Raw genomic sequence first — 16,823 nt, 5'->3', positions numbered from 1 at the left:
ACCGGCGTTCAAAGGCTGCCCGGGCATCTTAAAGGGGCGCGCACGCGGGCTGGAACTGATGGTTTTTCATTGCAAACCATGAATAATGTGCATGATTGGGGTGGCGCGCCGATTGGGCCGGCTTTTCCCCGCGTTTGCCCCGCCCGCCGGTGCGATGCCGTGCCTGCGAGCCTTTACGCAACGAGGCAAAGCGCGAGGACACCGGCGGCCCCACGAGACACGACCAGCTACGACCAGGACCAGGGCAGGCGACATGAACAGACAGCATGAATGGCCCGCTGCGGACCGCATCGATCTGAACCTCTTCCGGGTATTCGAGGCGGTTTACCGCGAACGCAATCTCACGCGCGCGGCGGCCATCCTGCACCTGAGCCAGTCGGCGATCAGCCATGCGCTCGCGCGCCTGCGCGAGCAGATCGGCGACCCGCTGTTCGTGCGCGAGGGCCGCGGCGTGGCGCCCACGCCCGAGGCGCGGCGGCTCGCCCCCGCGATTACCGAAGCGCTCGGCCTGCTGCAGGACAGCGTGGGGCGCCTGCGCGAATTCGATCCCGACCGCGACGCCCGCTGCTTCACGCTGAGCATGCCCGAGCAACTGGAGCCGATGCTGCTGCCCGCCATCGTCGCCGATCTGCGCGCGCGTGCGCCGCTGGCACGGGTGCGCAGCGGCGGCGTGCGCTGGGCCGAGCTCAAGCTCGAAATGGCGGCGGGGCAGATCGATCTGGCCATCGAGATCGCCCGGCCCGCCGACGCGGAGCTGAACCAATGCCAGCTCCTGAGCGAGCCCCTGTGCGTGGTGGTGGGGCCGCAGTTCCGCGGCGAGCTCACGGCGCAGCGCTACCTCGACGCGCAGCACATCGCGGTCACGTCGCGGCGGCGCGGCATCTCGGTGGAGGATCTCGCGCTCGAGCGCGTGGGGCTTTCGCGCAACGTGGTGCACCGCTGCCAGCACTACCTGGCGGCAAGCCTCGTGGCCGCGCAGAGCGATCTGCTGCTGACGATGGTGGAACGCTATGCGCGGCTCATCAATGCGCCGCTCGGCAACCGCGTCCTGCCGATGCCGCTCGATCTGCCGCCCGTGAGCCTGAATCTCTATTGGCACGAGCGTACCGGCAACGAGCCCGGCAACCGGTGGCTGCGCGAGCGGGTGAGGCAAGCGTGTGCGCGGGGCGGCAGTGCGTTGGTTCGGAGTCCGGATGTCGATCGGACCGGGGCGGGCGATGGGGAGTCCGCGGCGCGCGGTGCCGCGGATTGAACAACGTGGTTTGTCACATGAACGCGTATGAGCCGGAAGATACTTTGATCACGAAACGAAAGGGGAGAGCTCATGCCGAGTCTTGAGCGAACGCGGCTGGCCATGCTTATCAACGCTGTCTGGCGCGTGGCGCTTCGTCTTGCATTCCCGCTTGCTCGCGTCTGGTGGCGACTTCGACGGCCTCGCCATGAGGGTGCGCTAGTCGCAATCTACGTCGGGCAGGCGCTGTTGCTGTTGAAGTCGTCGTACCGGGCCGAGTGGAATTTTCCCGGTGGGAGTGTCCGGCCCGGTGAGGCGCCGGATGCGGCGGCGCGGCGCGAAATGGATGAGGAGATTGGTCTCTCGTCGTACACATTGGTCGCCGCGGGCAGCACCTTTGGGATCTGGGACGGGCGCAGGGACCGCGTGCATTTCTTTGAGCTGCACCTCGATTGCCTGCCTGAGCTGCGGCTTGATAATCGCGAGATTGTTGCCGCGCGTCTGGCATCGCCGGAGGAGTTGGGCGGCCTCGCGGTCACGGACGCGGTTGCTGCGTATCTCGGTGGAGATCGCGGCGGTTAGCAACGCTACCTTTCTTTCGCTGCGTCCCGACGTTCCACCACCCTCATGTCATCCGCTCCCGCAACACCGCGATCAGGCGCTGAGCAAGCGGTGATAGCCAGGCGCCAGCCCGGTACGTCATGCCCACTTGCCGGCGCAGGTCGAGTTGCTCGGTGCCCAGCCGCAATGCGCGCAAGCCCCGCAGCGCCCCCAGCGACTCGGTTCCGGCCACGCAGAGCATCGTCGTGCCGCGCAGCAGGTGAAGCAGCGAGTTGCTCCCGAAGTCCGTCTCGACGCGCAGCTTCGGCCCCGCGAGGCCGCGCTGCCGGAACGCCTCGTCGACCTGCTGACGAATCCGTATGTGCGGCGCGGGCAGCAGCCACTGCTCGTCGGCGAGGTCGGCCAGCGTGAGGCCACGCTTGCGATGCAGCCGATGACCCTCGTCGGCCAGCACGACGAGGCTGTCGTGAAAGAGCTCGACGAACTCGCAGGTGCCATCGGCGCTGTCAAGCTGTGGCGCGACGATCAGGTCCAGCTCGCCCGCGAACAGCAGTGCGCCGAGATCACGCGCGAGCCGCCGGCGCAACCGCAGCTTCGCCGCGGGCCGCTCGGTCATCAGCTGCTGGCACGCGCCGAGCACGAGCGAGCCCGGCACGGTCGGCGAATAGCCGATCCGCAGCAAGCCCTGCTCGCCGCTGCGCAGCGCTTCCATCTCCTTTAGCGCGTCGTCGTATTCAAGCGCGATACGCCGCGCGCGTGCAAGAAAGAGCGTGCCGGCGGGCGTCGGCGTGACGCCATTCACGGTGCGTTCGAAGAGCGGCAAGCCGGCCTGCTCTTCCACGCGCCGCAGCGCCTTCGTGAGCGCCGGCTGGCTCATGCCGAGCGCCTCCGCTGCCTTGCCGATGCCACCGTGCTCCTGCACGGCCAGTAGATAGTCGAGGTCGCGTGTTTCCAAGGTCATTCCCATTGGTTATGCACCTATGCCAGGTACGGCATTGAGGTGATGCCTCACATCTTACAGACTACGGTCAGACCGATGAACCAGGAGACACTGCATTGAGCTTTGCCTACTTTCTGCGCCGCGCCGCGCGCTATTGGGGCGACCGCACGGCGGTCATCCACCACGACCGGCATCTGAGCTTTCGCCAACTCGACGAGCGCTCGACGCGCCTCGCCAACGCGCTGCTGGGACTGGGCCTCGCAAAAGGCGACCGCGTCGCCGTGCAATCACGCAACTGCACGGAGCTGGTCGAAATCGAATGCGCACTGTACAAGGCCGGGCTCGTCAAGGCTGCGCTGAACCCGCGCTTCACCGCGCATGAGGCCGCCGATGTCGTCGAGAACTGCACGCCGCGCGTCCTGATCGCGGGCCCGGGGTATACCGCCTACGCGCGGGAAACCGCCGGTTTCGCCTCGATCGAGACGTTCATCTCGATCATGGGCGACGCCCCCGGGTATGCCAGCTACGAGACGCTGATCGAACGCGCGAGTCCGCACGCGCCCGACTATCGCCCGCACGCGGACGACCTGGCCGTGCTGCACTTTTCGTCGGGGTCGACCGGACGCATCAAGGCGGCCATGCAGACCTACGGCAACCGCCTCGCGTCGCTGCGCAAGATCGTCCTCGGCATGGACCGCCCGGCGCGCCCGGGCGACCGCCTCGCGCTGATCGGCCCGGTCACGCACGCCTCGGGCATGCTCATGCAGCCCTATCTGTTCAACGGCGCGACGCTCGTGCTCTTCGATACGTTCGAGCCGGCCCGCTTTATCGCCGATATCTCGCGCCTGTCCATCACGCATGCCTTCATGGTGCCGGCCATGATCAACATGCTGCTTGGCGAATCCGCGCTCGACCACGCCGACCTGCGCAGCCTGAAGATGCTCGGCTACGGCGCGGCCCCGATGGCGCCAGCGCGCATCGAAGAAGCGTGGGCGCGCATTGGCCCGGTGCTCTCGCAAGGCTATGGCGCGAGCGAATCGACTTCGGGCGTGACGCGCCTGTCCATTGCCGATCACGCCGACGCGCTCGCGAATCGTCTCGCGCGGCTCGCTTCGTGCGGACGGCCTCTCGGCGAAACCGAGGTCTGTGTCGTCGACGAACAGGGTCGCGAGGTGAGCGGCGAGACGATCGGTGAAATCGTGATTCGCGGCGACGACGTCTTCCACGGCTACTGGGGCGCGCCCGAGCTGACGGCCGAGGCGCTCGTCGATGGCTGGCTGCGCACCGGCGACCTCGCGCGCGTCGACGAAGAGGGCTTCATCTATCTGGTCGATCGCCGCAAGGACATGATCATTTCGGGCGGCTTCAACGTCTATCCGACCGAGGTCGAAGCGACGCTCTACCGTCACCCGGACGTGCTCGAAGCCTGCGTGATCGGCGTGCCCGACGACAAGTGGGGCGAAGCCGTCAAGGCCGTGGTCGTGCTCAAGCCGGGGCGCGAGGCGACGGCCGAGGTGCTCGCCGCGCACTGCCGCACGCAGCTCGCCGACTACAAGCTGCCACGCTCGGTCGCCTTCGTCGCTGGCCTGCCCAAGAACGCGAGCGGCAAGATTGCCCGCAAGCTCGTGCGCGAGCAGTACTGGCAAGGCGCCGCGCGGCGCGTCAACTGAATTCACAGGAGAACTTATGTTCGACCACCTGAACGGGCCCGCGTTGATGGAAACGCGCGAAGGCATCCGCCGCTTCGTCGCCGACGAACTGCTGCCGATGGAACGCGAGCTCGGTCTCGGCAGCGAGGACGTCTGGCCGAAAGAGACGCTGCAGCGGGTGTGGCGGCGCTCGGCCGAACTCGGCTACTACGCGGCCTGCCTGCCGGTTGCGCTTGGCGGCAAGGGGCTCTCGATCCTCGAGCAATGCGCGCTCAAGGCGGACCTCGCCGCTTCAGGATCGGCGCTCGCCCCGCATGTGCTGGGCGACCTGGGCGGCCCGCCGCGCGTGGGCAACATGCTGAAATACGCGACGCCCGAACAGCTCGAGCGGTATTTCAAGCCGGTCATTCGCGGCGAGAAGTCGACCTGCTTCGCGTTGACCGAACCGCATTCGGGCTCCGATGCGCAGAGCATCTCGACCACGGCCGTCCTGGATGGCGACGCACTCGTGATCAATGGCGTGAAGCATTACATCAGCGGCGCGCCGTTCGCCGACTTTGCGATTCTGATGTGCGTGACCGACACAAGCACGAGCCCGCCCGAGATCACCGCCGTGCTCGTCGACCTCGACCTGCCCGGTGTGACGGTCGAGCAGCGCTACGTGCCGATGTCGGGCCAGCACATCGACGCGGATATTCGCTTCGACAGCGTGCGCGTGCCGCTTGCGAACGTATTCGGCGGCAAGGGCAACGGCTTCCGGCTCGGCATGTCGCGCATCAACGTGAACCGCCTGCTGCATTGCCCGACGATGCTCGGGCTCGCGACGTCGGCCTACGAGGCCTCGCTGGACTACGCCCGCGCGCGCCGCCAGTTCGGCGGCCCGATCGCGCGCTTCCAGGCGATCCAGCACATGCTCGCCGACATGGCCGCCGCGCTCTGGGCCTGCGAGAGCATGATTGCCCAGACCGCGATGCTGGCCGATGCCGGCGCCGATCTGCGCGCCAAGGCGGCGGCCTGCAAGCTGTTCGTCTCGGAGCGTTGTTTCGAAGTGGCCGACAAGGCTGTGCAGATCCACGGCAACGTGGGTGTCACGCGCCACCACCCGATCGAGCAGACGTTCCGCAAGCTGCGCATGTTCCGCATCTTCACCGGCACGAGCGAAATCCAGCGCAACACGATCGCCCGCGCCATCCTCGAGCCCGCCCAGGCAACGAGCTGAACCGGCAACACCTGCATAAGGAGACTCAAGCCATGGCGCAAACGAAACCGCAGTGGTCCTGCCTGAAAGACGTCACGATTGTCGACGTGAGCCAGCTACTGCCGGGACCCCACGCGACGTCGCTGCTCAAGCAACTCGGCGCCGACGTCGTCAAGGTCGAACCCCCGGGTGCCGGCGACCCCACACGCACGCTCAGCCCCGTACTGTTCGCGCAGCTCAATCGCGGCAAGCGCTCGGTGGCGCTCGACCTGAAAACACCGGCCGGCAAGCAAGCGTTCATCGAACTGATTCGCGAAGCCGATGCGCTGGTCGAGGGCTTCCGGCCCGGCGTCATGGCGCGGCTCGGGCTCGACTATGCGGCGCTCGCCGCGGTGAACCCGCGCCTCGTCATGTGCTCAATCTCGGGCTTCGGGCAGACCGGCCCCTATGCGCACGCGCCGGGCCACGACCTGAACTACCTGGCGCTGGGCGGCTTCTGGTCGGTTCCGGTTCAGGTCAACGACCGCGTGACGCGGCCGCGCATCCGGATCGCCGACTATGCGGCGTCGAGCCATGCCGCGCTCGCGCTCACCGCGGCCATTCTGAGCGCCCGAGCGAGCGGGCGCGGCCAGCATCTGGACGTCTCGATCCACGACTGCGTGATGGCATGGACCACACCCGCCGCGTGGGCGTCGCGCGAGTACGTCGACCATCCGCTGGACTCCCCGGGCGTGATGCCGGAGAACGATCTCTTCGAGACACGCGATGGCCGGCATCTCGCGCTCGGCATTCTCGAGAACAAGTTCTGGCTGAATCTGTGCGAGGCGATCGGCGCCGACTTTCCCGCGCTGATGGACGAACGCTTCGCAACGCGCGCCGGGCGGCAGCGGCACAAGCAGGAGGTCAACACGCTGCTCGCTCGCATCTTTGCGACGCGTCCGCTCGCGCAATGGATCGCGACGCTGCAGCGTTTCGACCTGCCCGTGTCGCCCGTGCTCGACGCACACGAACTGTTCGAGGACCCTCATGTGCAGGCGCGCGGGATGGTGCGCGAGATCGCCGCCGACCAGACGGTCGCATGCCGCTTTCCGGTGAAGTTCTCACTCGGGCTGCCCGACGGCGACGACAACGTCCCGATGCTCGGCGAGCACGAAAGATAAGGTACGACCAGAACGACAACCACGGAGACAGATACGGTGACAGATACGGCGAAAATCGACGACCCCTCGTACAGCCCGGTTCGCGCATGGTCCATCGCGGCCATGCTCGCCCTGATGATGCTCGTGAATTTCCTGGACAAGGTGGTACTGGGACTCGTCTCGGTACCGATGATGCGGGAGCTTCATCTCACGTCGACGCAGTTCGGCGTGATCGGCGGCAGCCTGAACTGGCTGTTCTCGATTTCAGCGGTGCTCGGCGGTCTGATGGCAAACCGGGCATCGACGAAATGGCTGCTGCTCGCAATGGCCGCGGCGTGGACCGCACTGCAATTGCCGATGCTGCTTGCCGGATCGATCTGGAGCATCCTCGCCTGCCGCGTGCTGCTTGGCGCGAGCGAAGGGCCCGCCTCGCCAGTCGCGGTGCATGCGCTCTACAAGTGGTTTCCCGATGCGAAGCGCAATCTGCCGGTTGCCGTGCTCCACCAGGGAAGCGCGCTCGGGCTGCTCGTGGCGGGACTCGGCATACCGGTCGTCAGCGCGCACTGGGGCTGGCGCGCGAACTTCCTCGTGCTGGCCGCGCTTGGCGCGCTCTGGTGTGTTGCCTGGCTTGCCTTCGGTGCGGAAGGCGCCCTGACCACGCGTGCGCCTGCTGCGCGCCGGGCACGCGTCCCGTATGCCCTGTTGCTGACCGACCGGACCGTGCTCGGCACCTTTGCCGGGCACTTTGCTGCGAACTGGATTCTCGCCATGACGCTGACCTGGATTCCGACGTGGCTGCAGCTCGGCATGGGCTACGAGGCGCATGCCGCCGGACGCATGTTCGCCTTGTTCGTCGCGATCACGGCACCGCTGAGCCTCGGGCTTGCGGCGCTCTCGCAGCGGCTGCTGGCGCGTGGCGTGCCGTCAAGGCTCGGTCGAGGGGCTTTCGTTGCGGCAACGCTCGCCGTCGCTGGGATGCTGATCTCGGCGCTCGCACTGCCCGGCCTGCCGCCGCTCGCGAAGTTCGTGCTGCTCACGCTCGGCAGCGGCATGACGCTCGTGACGTACTCGGTCGGACCCGCGATGCTCGGCGAGGTGACACCCGATTCGCAACGAGGCGGCATCCTCGCGCTGAGCAACGGATTCTCGTCGCTCGCGGGTCTCGCGGCGCCGGTCGTCACGGGCATGCTCATCGACCAGGCCGGAGGCTCGACGGCGCAGGGATTTGAAACCGCATGCTCCGTGTGCGGCTTCGTATTACTCGGCTGCGGCGCGCTCTGCGCGTTCTGTCTGGACCCGCAGCGATCGTCCATCAGGCTCGCGGGCTCGACGTCGGACACGGGGGTGAATCAGACGCTCGCCGATCCCGGTTAGCCGCGATCGATGTATCGCTTCGTGAGGTGTCGCTCCATAAATAATTAGCAATGCAAATAAAATATAGAACTATCAAGGAGACACATGAAAAGGATTTTGATGGCCACCCTGATCGGCGGCGTGCTTCCGCTCACGTCTTACGCGCAATCGACTGTCACGCTGTATGGTGACATTGGAGGCGGCATGCGCTGGACGAATGGGCAAAAGGGTGGCGCTACCGTTGGCTTCAACAACAACATCGTCGCCGGCAACCAGTTCGGCTTCTTCGGCAAGGAGGATCTGGGCGGCGACCTTCAGGCGATCTTCAAGCTCGAAGGCGCTTTCAATAGCGGCACCGGTGCGTTGAAGAATGCAGGGACGCTATTCTCGCAAGCGGCGTTCGTAGGGCTCAAAGGCGATTTCGGCCGGCTCACGTTCGGCCGGCAGCTCAACGCCAACGAAGACTTCTCGATTCTGATCGATCCGGCCGGCGGCCAGGGTCAGTCGCTCGCGATCGAGCCTGGTGTGGTGTTCGACGCGAACTACTTCACGCTCGATTCGCGGTTCAACAACACCATCAAATATCTCGGCCAGGCCGGCGGCTTTCGCTTCGGTGCGAGCTACTCGCCAGGCGGCGTTGCAGGCAACACCCGGGCAGGCACCAACTATTCTGGTGCGGCGATGTATCAGTGGGGGCCGGCGTTCGGCGGCGCTTCGTACCAGAAGACCTGGAACGCCACCGCAACGCAGTGGGCGCAGACATTTCAGACCGGCGGCTCCTTGCAGGTCGGGCCCGCGCGCCTCTATCTGAGCTACGCGGACCTCGAGGTGACGGCGGCGAATGCCGCCGCGCCGAACCGGCGCGACCATATTCCGGGTGGCGGTGTCGTATTGGTTCCGGCAGCGTCGCTGCAGTTCACGGCGGCGTTCTACGACGACATCGCCAGCCACCTCCGCAATGCGCAGTCCGCGAGCGGCCACAAGATCACCACCTACGCGATCGCCGAATACCTTCTGTCGAAGCGCACCGAACTCTATGCCGAAGCCGACTACAACGGCTTTTCGGGTGCGTACCGCTTCGATCCGTCGAATATCGCCGCGCTCGGCACGGCAGCCGGTACGCGATCGACGACCGGCGTGTCGCTTGGCGTCATGACGCGTTTCTAGGCCCCGCCTCTCTCTTTTCCCTTTTGATGGACTCATTGAACATCATGAACGCCTCATATCGAATTACGCGAACGGTTGTCGTGGCCATGCTCCTTACGCTCACGACTCACGCCTTCGCACAAACTCAGGGCGCGGCAACGGGCAGCGTGGCGGCCGCGAGCGCACCGTCGTCGGCAAAAGCCACCGACCGGAAGCTCGCGCATCGCGTTGCCAGCAGGCTGGCGCGCACTCGTGGGCTGAATGCCGCGCGCATTCTCGTGAAGGCGCGCGACGGCCAGATTACGCTCTCCGGATCCGTATCCGACAGCGAGCAGATTCCGCTTGCCGGCGACGCAGCGAGGCAGGTGGACGGCGTCATTCACGTAGAGAACCGCATTCGTGTCTCCGGGGCGTCGCTGTAGACGACGCGGGCCACACCGATTTCGAGGAACACACTGTCATGAATCGACGCAACGATCCTGTAACCCGATCGACCCACGCGTTTCTTGTCACCGCATTGATGTGCGCGAGCCTGGCACTGCCCATAGCAGTGCGCGCGCAAACCGCCGGCACGCTCGCCGACGCCGAAGCGAGCGTCATGCAGGGCTTTCCGCCGCCCGACGGCGCGCTCACCAACCGCGCAAATTCGCTGCGCTATCCCTACCTTCGCTGGTCGTTGCGCAACACGCGCATGCTGATCCCCACTGCCAATGTAGACCGTGCGCGCGACCCGTTGCCCTTGCCCGATGGTCCGAAGCTCGATCCCGACGCGGTGCAATTCACGGTAGACGGCACCACGCTCACGCTCGCGGACTATCTGCGCCGCACGCGCACCGATGGCTTCATCGTCGTTCGCGACGGGCGCATTGTGATGGAGCGCTATTTCGATGGCTATGGTCCACATCAGACGCATGCGTGGGCGTCGATGACGAAATCGGTGACGGGACTGGTCGCAGCGCAGTTGATCGCCGAGGGAAAGCTCGACCCGGACGCGCCGCTCTCGACCTACGTGCCGGAGCTGGCGGGGACGCCGTTCGGCGACGCGACACTGCAGCAGAATCTCGACATGGAGGTGGCCATTCGCTACCCCGCGGCCCTGCCGCCCGATCTGGGTCTCTTTGGCGCCATCGGCATCGTGCCGCGGCCAGGTGGCACCCCCGACAGCATCTATGGCTTCCTCAAGGTGGCTCAGAAAGCCCCCGAAGCGGACAACGGGCGCGTGTGGTACTACCAGAATGGCTCGCCGGAGGCCGTGGCCTGGGCGATAAGGCGCGTCACCGGCGAATCGTGGAGCAAGCGGGTTGCACGCATGATCTGGCAAAAGATCGCTAGCGATGACGGCGACGTCGTCGTGGATCGCACGGGCACGGAGATGGCCAGCGGCGGCTTGAACACCACGCTGCGCGACGCGGCACGCTTCGGCGAGATGGTGCGCAGGAGTGAGGCGGGTGACATCGCACCGTTTCCAGCGGCAGCGACTCGCCTTGCGTTGAAACCGACGCAGAACGCGGCGGCATTCGCGCGTGGCAATCTTGCGCCCGGCCGCCCCGGCTACAGCTACCACGACTACTGGTACCAGCTCAACGACGGCGATGGATCGGTCGCTGCCGGTGGCCGCTTCGGTCAGGCCATTCTCGTCGATCCACGCGCACGCCTCACGATCGTCAAGTTCTCGTCCGAGCCTGACCAGGCGCAGCGCCCGACGAGCGCCTCGGGCGGTGCGGTCACGCACACGCCGCTGGAAACCGCGGATGCATTGCACGGGGCCATGCTGGCAATCGCGCAGACGCTCGAAGCCCGAAAGCCGTGATGACGCGACGGCGGGGCATATCGTCGGTGTCGATATGTGCCGCTCGTCCCGACCGGGACGGTGCGCCCGGGTGACGGCGTGCATATGCACCGCGAATCATCGCCCCTCATTCGCCAGATTTTCCGGTTGCTTTTTTGCGCACGCTCGTGCAATTTATTCTCTCGCCCGGGTGTGCGCTCTGTTCATCCACACATTGCATCGCGAGCGCACGGGGGGCGTGACTGCCGGAACGCACATGACGCCCTATGAAAGCAAACCATGGCTGGCGCACTATGCGCCCGGCCATACAGCAACCATCTCGCAGCACTACGCCGACGCGCTGAGCCTGTTTCGCGCCGCGGTCGAGCGAGCGCCGCAGCGCGCAGCGCTGCTCTATTTCGACGGCGTGCTCACCTATGCCGAGCTCGATGCCCAATCCGACGCGCTGGCCTGCGCATGGCTCGAACGCGGCTGCGCGCGCGGCGATCGCATCGCTATCTATCTGCAGAACGCGCCGCAGTTCGTCATTGCGCTCGTGGCGGCGTGGAAGATCGGGGCGATTGCGGTGCCCATCAATCCGATGAACCGCGCGCGCGAGTTGCGCGTGCTGCTGGCGGATTCCGGCGCGCGTGCGCTGGTCTGCCATGCATCGCTGCATGAGGAGGTGGTGCGGCCTTTGCTCGCCGAAGAGGCACGCCTCGCGACCGAACGCGCCGCAAGTGGCGAGCTGAGCGTCAAGCCGATCGTGATGACCACCTCGGCGCTCGACTATCAGAGCCGCGACGACGAACGGCTTTTCGCGGGCATGACGCGTTCGAACGCGACGGCGGCCATGGCGGCAACGGCGAACCAACCCGACGCCGAAGACCTCAGCACCGTAATCGCCGCCTGTCGCTCGCGCAAGCCACCCGCCGTCGAATTGCGCAGCGACGACGTCGCCATGCTCGTCTACACCTCGGGCACCACGGGCGTGCCCAAGGGCGCGATGAACACGCACGGCAACGTCGCGTTCAATGCACAGGTGTACCGCGACTGGATCGGCTTGCGCGAGGGTGCGCCCATTCTCGGCCTCGCGCCGCTCTTTCACATCACGGGTCTCGTGGGCCATATCGCCGCCGCGTTCATCTGTGCGGCGCCGCTCGTGCTCGCGTTCCGCTTCGAGCCGGGCGTGATGCTCGACGCCATCGCGGAGCACAAGCCCGAATTCACGATCGGCGCCATCACGGCCTTCATCGCGCTGATGAATCATCCGCAGGCCACGCGCGCGTACTTCGCCTCGCTGCGGCGCATCTATTCGGGCGGCGCACCCATTCCCCCCAACGTGATCGAGGCGTTTCGCACGCGCTTTGGCCACTACATCCACAACGGCTACGGTCTCACGGAAACGAGTTCGCCCACCCACATGGTGCCGCCTGGCCGCGAGGCGAGCGTCGACTCCGCGTCGGGCACGCTGTCGATCGGCGTGCCGGTGTTCAACGTGGAGTCGTATATCGGTGACGACGAAGGGCGGCCGCTGCCACCGGGCGCGGTGGGCGAGATCATTTCGCGCGGGCCGATGGTCGTGCCGGGCTACTGGAACAAGCCGCAGGAGAGCGCGAAGGCGATCGTCGACGATCACTTTCGCACCGGCGACGTGGGCTTCATGGACGCGAGCGGCTGGTTCTACCTCGTCGATCGCAAGAAGGACATGATCAACGCGGGTGGCTACAAGGTCTGGCCGCGCGAAGTGGAAGACGTGCTGTACACGCATCCCGCCGTGCGCGAGGCCGCAGTGGTGGGCGTGCCGGACAGCTATCGCGGTGAAACGGTGAAGGCCGTAGTGAGCCTCAAGCCGCAGACGAGCGCCACGCCTGAGGAACTTGTCGCGTATTGCAAGCAGCGCATGGCGGCGTACAAGTATCCGCGCATCGTCGCGATCATCGACGAATTGCCGAAGACCGTGACGGGCAAGATTTTGCGGCGCGCGTTGCGTGAGTAGCGCGGGGGAGCGCGCTACTCAGAAATCCGCGCGTGCAGCAGATGAGGCCGGCGCGGCGCGCCGAAGTGGACTTACGCGGCGGCGGCAATTGTCTCGCGTGCGCTCGCGAGCGCTGCGCTGGCTGCTTCCGGACCCATATTCAGGCCTTCGGCGTAGATGAAGTTCACATCGGTCATGCCGAGGAAGCCGAGGAACGACGTCAGGTACGGCGTCTGGCTGTCGTTAGGCGTGCCTTGATACACGCCGCCGCGCGCCGAAACCACGAACACCTTCTTGCCCTTCACGAGGCCTTCGGGACCGTTCGCCGTGTACTGGAAGGTGATGCCCGCGCGTGCGATCCAGTCAAAGTACGTCTTGAGCTGCGACGAGATGCCGAAGTTATACATCGGCGCGCCGATCACGATAATGTCCGCAACCTGCAGTTCGGCGATCAGCGCTTCGCTGCGTGCGGCGATGGCCTGCTGCTCCGGCGTGCGCTGCTCGGCCGGCGTGAAGAACGCGCCGAGCACGGCGTCGTCGAGGTGCGGAAGCGGATCGGCTTGCAGGTTGCGCTTTAGAACCTTTGCGCCGGGCTTCGAGTTTCGCAGCTTGTCCGTCAATTCGTTGACGAGCAGCGTCGACTGCGCGCCTTGCGAGCGGGCGGCGGAATTGATTTGCAGAATCGTGGTGACGGCGGCTTTTTGGGGACTTGGGCGCACAATGTCGCGCAAGAATTGCAGAATCGAGGTCATGGCAGCTCCGGGTCTGGTGCGCGCAATGTTGCGCAAGTGGAGGCATTGTGTTTTCTTGTGACCGCCCGAAAAAGCCATATGTCGACAACGAATCGTTGCTGCGATAGAACAATCGGCGATGCTAAAAAATGGTGCATTGCTTCGCTTTCGTCTGAGCAATGGTCTGGCGTGCGGGCTCAAGCCCCAGTCCACGCTCGCGCTCCGGGCAAGCCACACACACTTTGGGAGAACATATGTTTGACCACGTCAAATTCGGAGTCAGCGACTATGCAGCGAGCAAAGCATTCTTCCTCAAGGCATTGGAGCCGCTCGGCGTAGCTATTGTCTCGGAGGGGCCTCCGACGTACGGTGTCGAGCTTAGCCCAAAAGGTAAGGCTTCACTGTGCCTGTACCAGACGCATGAGAAACCCGCGCATCTTCACCTGGCATTCACAGCTGAAAATCGTCAGCAGGTCGAAGCTTTCTATCGCGCGGCTCTGGAAGCGGGTGGCAAGGACAATGGTGCGCCGGGTCTGCGCCCGCACTACCACGCGAACTACTATGCGGCTTTCGTGACGGGTCCGGACGGACACAATATCGAAGTGGTTTGCCACGAACCCGCTGCCTGAGCATTCCATCGAGCGACGTCCATAAGCGGGCGTTGCCCGCATGCGGGCGCGGCGATTTACGGAGACACACGTGGATAAACCCACCGTCGACACCTATACGGACGCGGCGAGCCGCTACGCCGAAGAATGGCGCGCGCAGCCCGCGCCCGACGACATGTATGCACTGCTCGGGCGGTACTTCGTGCACGGCGGCGTGACGGTCGACATCGGCTGCGGCGCGGGCCGCGACGTGGCATGGCTCGATGCCAACGGCTACCCTGCGGTGGGCTACGACGCGTCTGCGGGATTGCTGGCACAGGCAGCGGCGCATTACCCGCATCTCCGGTTCATGGCGGCTGCGCTACCCGAACTCGATGGCGTGTCGCGCGGCGCATTCGACAACGCGCTGTGCGAGACGGTCATCATGCATCTGCCCGTGCCGCAGATAAGCGTTGCGTGCGCGCGTCTCGTCGATATTCTCAAGCCGGGCGGCGTGCTCTATCTATCGTGGCGCGTTTCGGATGGCGAAAGTCTGCGCGATGGTGCGGGACGACTCTATGCGTCGTTCGACGCCGACATCGTGCGGGACGGCTTGAACGGCGCCACCATCGTGTTCGACCGCGAGGCGATCAATGCGTCGTCCGGCAAGCGTGTTCACCGGATAGTCGCGCGGCGCAATTAGCGGCGTAAATCGACACCTGCGCAGTGTGCAATTGCACTCTCGCAGGCCGCCCGCGCCGCCGCGGCCCAGGCACTCATTCACCGACCAATAGGCGTGGACTATGACGGGCAGAGTTAATCGATAGTTGTCGTTCGCCGCGATCCCACGTGTAATGCGTTCTCAAGTAGCTCGCATGAAACAGTTGAGGGGACGAAAGTGAAGATCGTGGTGCCGGTTAAGCGTGTGGTCGATTACAACGTGAAAGTTCGCGTGAAGTCGGATGGCACGGGCGTGGATATCGCCAACGTGAAGTTCTCGATGAAACCGTTCGATGAACTCGCCGTGGAAGAAGCCGTGCGATTGAAAGAAGCGGGCGTGGCGACGGAAGTCATTGCCGTGTCCGCCGGTGTGGCGCAAGCGCAGGAAACGCTGCGTACGGCGCTGGCGATCGGCGCGGATCGCGCCGTGCTGATCGAATCGAATGAAGACCTGCAGCCGCTCGCCGACAAGCTCAACGCCGCACTGGGCGCCTCGCGCGCGGCAGTGGACGCGGGCTATGTGCCCAACGATTACCAGGTCGGCCAGACCGGCAAGATCGTCGCGCCGCAGTTGTATATCGCGGTGGGCATCTCGGGCGCGATCCAGCACCTCGCGGGCATGAAGGACTCGAAGGTGATCGTGGCGATCAACAAGGATGAAGAAGCGCCGATCTTCAGCGTGGCCGATTACGGCCTCGTGGGCGATCTGTTCACGGTCGTGCCGGAGCTCGAGCATGGCCTCTGACTTGCGCGTCGTGCAGAGCTTTGCGCCCTTGTGCGAGAACGCCGCGCAGGCGGCGTTCTCGCCGCAGTCGTACCTGTTCGTGCCGGGCAGCCGTCCCGAGCGTTTCGAACGGGCGCTGTCCAGCGGCGCGGACGCGGTCATCGTCGATCTCGAAGATGCTGTCGAGGCCTCGGCGAAGGAAGCCGCGCGCGAGGCCATCGCGAGCTGGGTGTCGCGCTGCCACCCTGTGCTGGTGCGCATCAATGGGCGCGCCACGCCGTGGTTCGAGCAGGACGCGAGGCTCGGCGCGCTCGATGGCGTAGCGGGCATCGTGCTGCCAAAGGCCGAGTGCGCCGAGGATGTCACGTCGGTCGTCGCCATCGCGCGGCGGCGCGTGCCGGTCTATCCGCTGATCGAGAGCGCACAGGGCATGTGGAACGCGATGGCCATCGCCAGGGCGCCTTTCGTGAAGCGCCTGATGTTCGGCACGCTCGATTTCATCGCCGAAATGGACATGCCCGTCGACGGCGAGCCGCTCAATCCCTATCGCACCCAACTCGCGCTCATCTCGCGCGTGGCCGGCATCGAGACACCCGTCGACGGCGTCACACCCGATATCCACGATCTCGCGCGCATCGAGGGCGACGCGCTGAACGGCAAGCGGCTTGGCTTTGGCGCGAAGCTCTGCATCCATCCGAAGCAGATCGAGGCCGTGCACCGCTGCTATCGGCCGAGCGAGCAGGAGCTCGCCTGGGCGGCGCGCGTGGCCGATGCGGCAAGCAAGGCCGGCGTGGGCGCGATCACAGTCGACGGCAAGATGGTCGACCGCCCTGTGATATTGCGTGCGCAACGGATTATCGCGCTGGCGGCGACGCTCAAACAACACGCTGAAATTCCCGGGGTGGTGGCCGGATGACCCCTGCAGGTCTTTTGGAGCAATACGGCCCACGCGAGTCGATGGAATACGACGTGGTGATCGTAGGCGGCGGCCCGGCGGGCCTGTCCGCGGCGACCCGCCTGAAGCAGCTGGCAGTAGAGAAAGGCGTCGAGATCGGCGTTTGCGTGCTGGAGAAAGGCTCGGAGATTTGAGCGCACATT

General features: G+C 65.5%; 15 protein-coding genes and 3 pseudogenes. 16 read left to right on the top strand and 2 right to left on the bottom strand.

Annotated elements, in window-relative coordinates; all coding sequences use genetic code 11:
- Positions 1–253 precede the first annotated feature (253 nt).
- Both EYW47_RS15415 and EYW47_RS15410 read left to right on the top strand, forming a co-directional pair.
- Positions 254–1,252, top strand: a complete 999-nt coding sequence (locus tag EYW47_RS15415; RefSeq protein ID WP_133195681.1) for a LysR family transcriptional regulator — start codon at positions 254–256, stop codon at positions 1,250–1,252.
- A gap of 72 nt (positions 1,253–1,324) precedes the next feature.
- Entirely contained in the window at positions 1,325–1,813 is a 489-nt protein-coding gene (locus EYW47_RS15410) for an NUDIX domain-containing protein (RefSeq protein ID WP_133195680.1), read from the top strand.
- Between the two features lie 43 nt (positions 1,814–1,856).
- Here EYW47_RS15410 and EYW47_RS15405 read toward each other — a convergent pair whose 3' ends face one another.
- Positions 1,857–2,747, bottom strand: coding sequence for a LysR family transcriptional regulator (locus tag EYW47_RS15405; RefSeq protein WP_133195806.1), 891 nt, complete (start codon positions 2,745–2,747; stop codon positions 1,857–1,859).
- A gap of 101 nt (positions 2,748–2,848) precedes the next feature.
- On the opposite strand from EYW47_RS15405, the gene EYW47_RS15400 reads away from it, so the two are divergent.
- From EYW47_RS15400 to EYW47_RS15365, 8 genes are all read left to right on the top strand, one after another.
- Positions 2,849–4,402, top strand: a complete 1,554-nt coding sequence (locus tag EYW47_RS15400) for an AMP-binding protein (protein WP_133195679.1) — start codon at positions 2,849–2,851, stop codon at positions 4,400–4,402.
- 16 nt (positions 4,403–4,418) lie between these two features.
- Positions 4,419–5,600, top strand: coding sequence for an acyl-CoA dehydrogenase family protein (locus EYW47_RS15395; RefSeq protein WP_133195678.1), 1,182 nt, complete (start codon positions 4,419–4,421; stop codon positions 5,598–5,600).
- A gap of 32 nt (positions 5,601–5,632) precedes the next feature.
- Positions 5,633–6,739 carry a CaiB/BaiF CoA transferase family protein gene (locus tag EYW47_RS15390; protein ID WP_133195677.1) on the top strand — a complete coding sequence of 369 codons (1,107 nt, stop codon included), beginning with the start codon at positions 5,633–5,635 and terminating at the stop codon, positions 6,737–6,739.
- 36 nt (positions 6,740–6,775) lie between these two features.
- On the top strand, positions 6,776–8,092 hold the full coding sequence (locus tag EYW47_RS15385) for an MFS transporter (RefSeq protein ID WP_240763708.1): 1,317 nt from the start codon (positions 6,776–6,778) through the stop codon (positions 8,090–8,092).
- Positions 8,093–8,176: 84 nt separating this feature from the next.
- Positions 8,177–9,238, top strand: coding sequence for a porin (locus tag EYW47_RS15380; RefSeq protein ID WP_133195676.1), 1,062 nt, complete (start codon positions 8,177–8,179; stop codon positions 9,236–9,238).
- Positions 9,239–9,324: 86 nt separating this feature from the next.
- Complete coding sequence (locus tag EYW47_RS15375; RefSeq protein ID WP_240763723.1) at positions 9,325–9,639, top strand: BON domain-containing protein; 315 nt, start codon at positions 9,325–9,327, stop codon at positions 9,637–9,639.
- A 38-nt stretch (positions 9,640–9,677) separates the two neighbouring features.
- The gene (locus EYW47_RS15370) at positions 9,678–11,027 is read left to right on the top strand and encodes a serine hydrolase domain-containing protein (RefSeq protein ID WP_240763707.1); all 1,350 of its coding nucleotides are present in this window, start codon (positions 9,678–9,680) and stop codon (positions 11,025–11,027) included.
- Between the two features lie 235 nt (positions 11,028–11,262).
- A complete protein-coding gene (locus tag EYW47_RS15365; protein ID WP_133195674.1) occupies positions 11,263–12,984 on the top strand; it encodes a class I adenylate-forming enzyme family protein in 1,722 nt (573 codons plus the stop codon).
- A gap of 71 nt (positions 12,985–13,055) precedes the next feature.
- On the opposite strand, the gene EYW47_RS15360 is transcribed toward EYW47_RS15365, so the two are convergent.
- Complete coding sequence (locus EYW47_RS15360; protein WP_133195673.1) at positions 13,056–13,715, bottom strand: FMN-dependent NADH-azoreductase; 660 nt, start codon at positions 13,713–13,715, stop codon at positions 13,056–13,058.
- Positions 13,716–13,948: 233 nt separating this feature from the next.
- Here EYW47_RS15360 and EYW47_RS15355 point away from each other — a divergent pair, with 233 nt between their 5' ends.
- From EYW47_RS15355 to EYW47_RS41830, 6 genes and pseudogenes are all read left to right on the top strand, one after another.
- Complete coding sequence (locus EYW47_RS15355) at positions 13,949–14,323, top strand: VOC family protein (protein ID WP_133195672.1); 375 nt, start codon at positions 13,949–13,951, stop codon at positions 14,321–14,323.
- A gap of 70 nt (positions 14,324–14,393) precedes the next feature.
- Positions 14,394–14,984 carry a class I SAM-dependent methyltransferase gene (locus EYW47_RS15350; RefSeq protein WP_205710076.1) on the top strand — a complete coding sequence of 197 codons (591 nt, stop codon included), beginning with the start codon at positions 14,394–14,396 and terminating at the stop codon, positions 14,982–14,984.
- A 297-nt stretch (positions 14,985–15,281) separates the two neighbouring features.
- Positions 15,282–15,431, top strand: a pseudogene (locus EYW47_RS42670) (electron transfer flavoprotein subunit beta/FixA family protein); the annotation flags it as partial.
- A 21-nt stretch (positions 15,432–15,452) separates the two neighbouring features.
- Positions 15,453–15,746 (top strand): annotated as a pseudogene (locus EYW47_RS40900) (electron transfer flavoprotein subunit alpha/FixB family protein); the annotation flags it as partial.
- Entirely contained in the window at positions 15,736–16,641 is a 906-nt protein-coding gene (locus tag EYW47_RS15340) for an HpcH/HpaI aldolase/citrate lyase family protein (protein WP_133195670.1), read from the top strand. The pseudogene EYW47_RS40900 and the gene EYW47_RS15340, both read left to right, overlap by 11 nt.
- Positions 16,638–16,823, top strand: a pseudogene (locus EYW47_RS41830) (FAD-dependent oxidoreductase); the annotation flags it as partial. The gene EYW47_RS15340 and the pseudogene EYW47_RS41830, both read left to right, overlap by 4 nt.

It is taken from the genome of Paraburkholderia silviterrae (assembly GCF_004353915.1).
GTDB classification, from domain to species: domain Bacteria; phylum Pseudomonadota; class Gammaproteobacteria; order Burkholderiales; family Burkholderiaceae; genus Paraburkholderia; species Paraburkholderia silviterrae.
The sequence above is the reverse complement of the archived record's forward strand: the minus strand, read 5'-3'. Positions and strand labels throughout refer to the sequence as shown.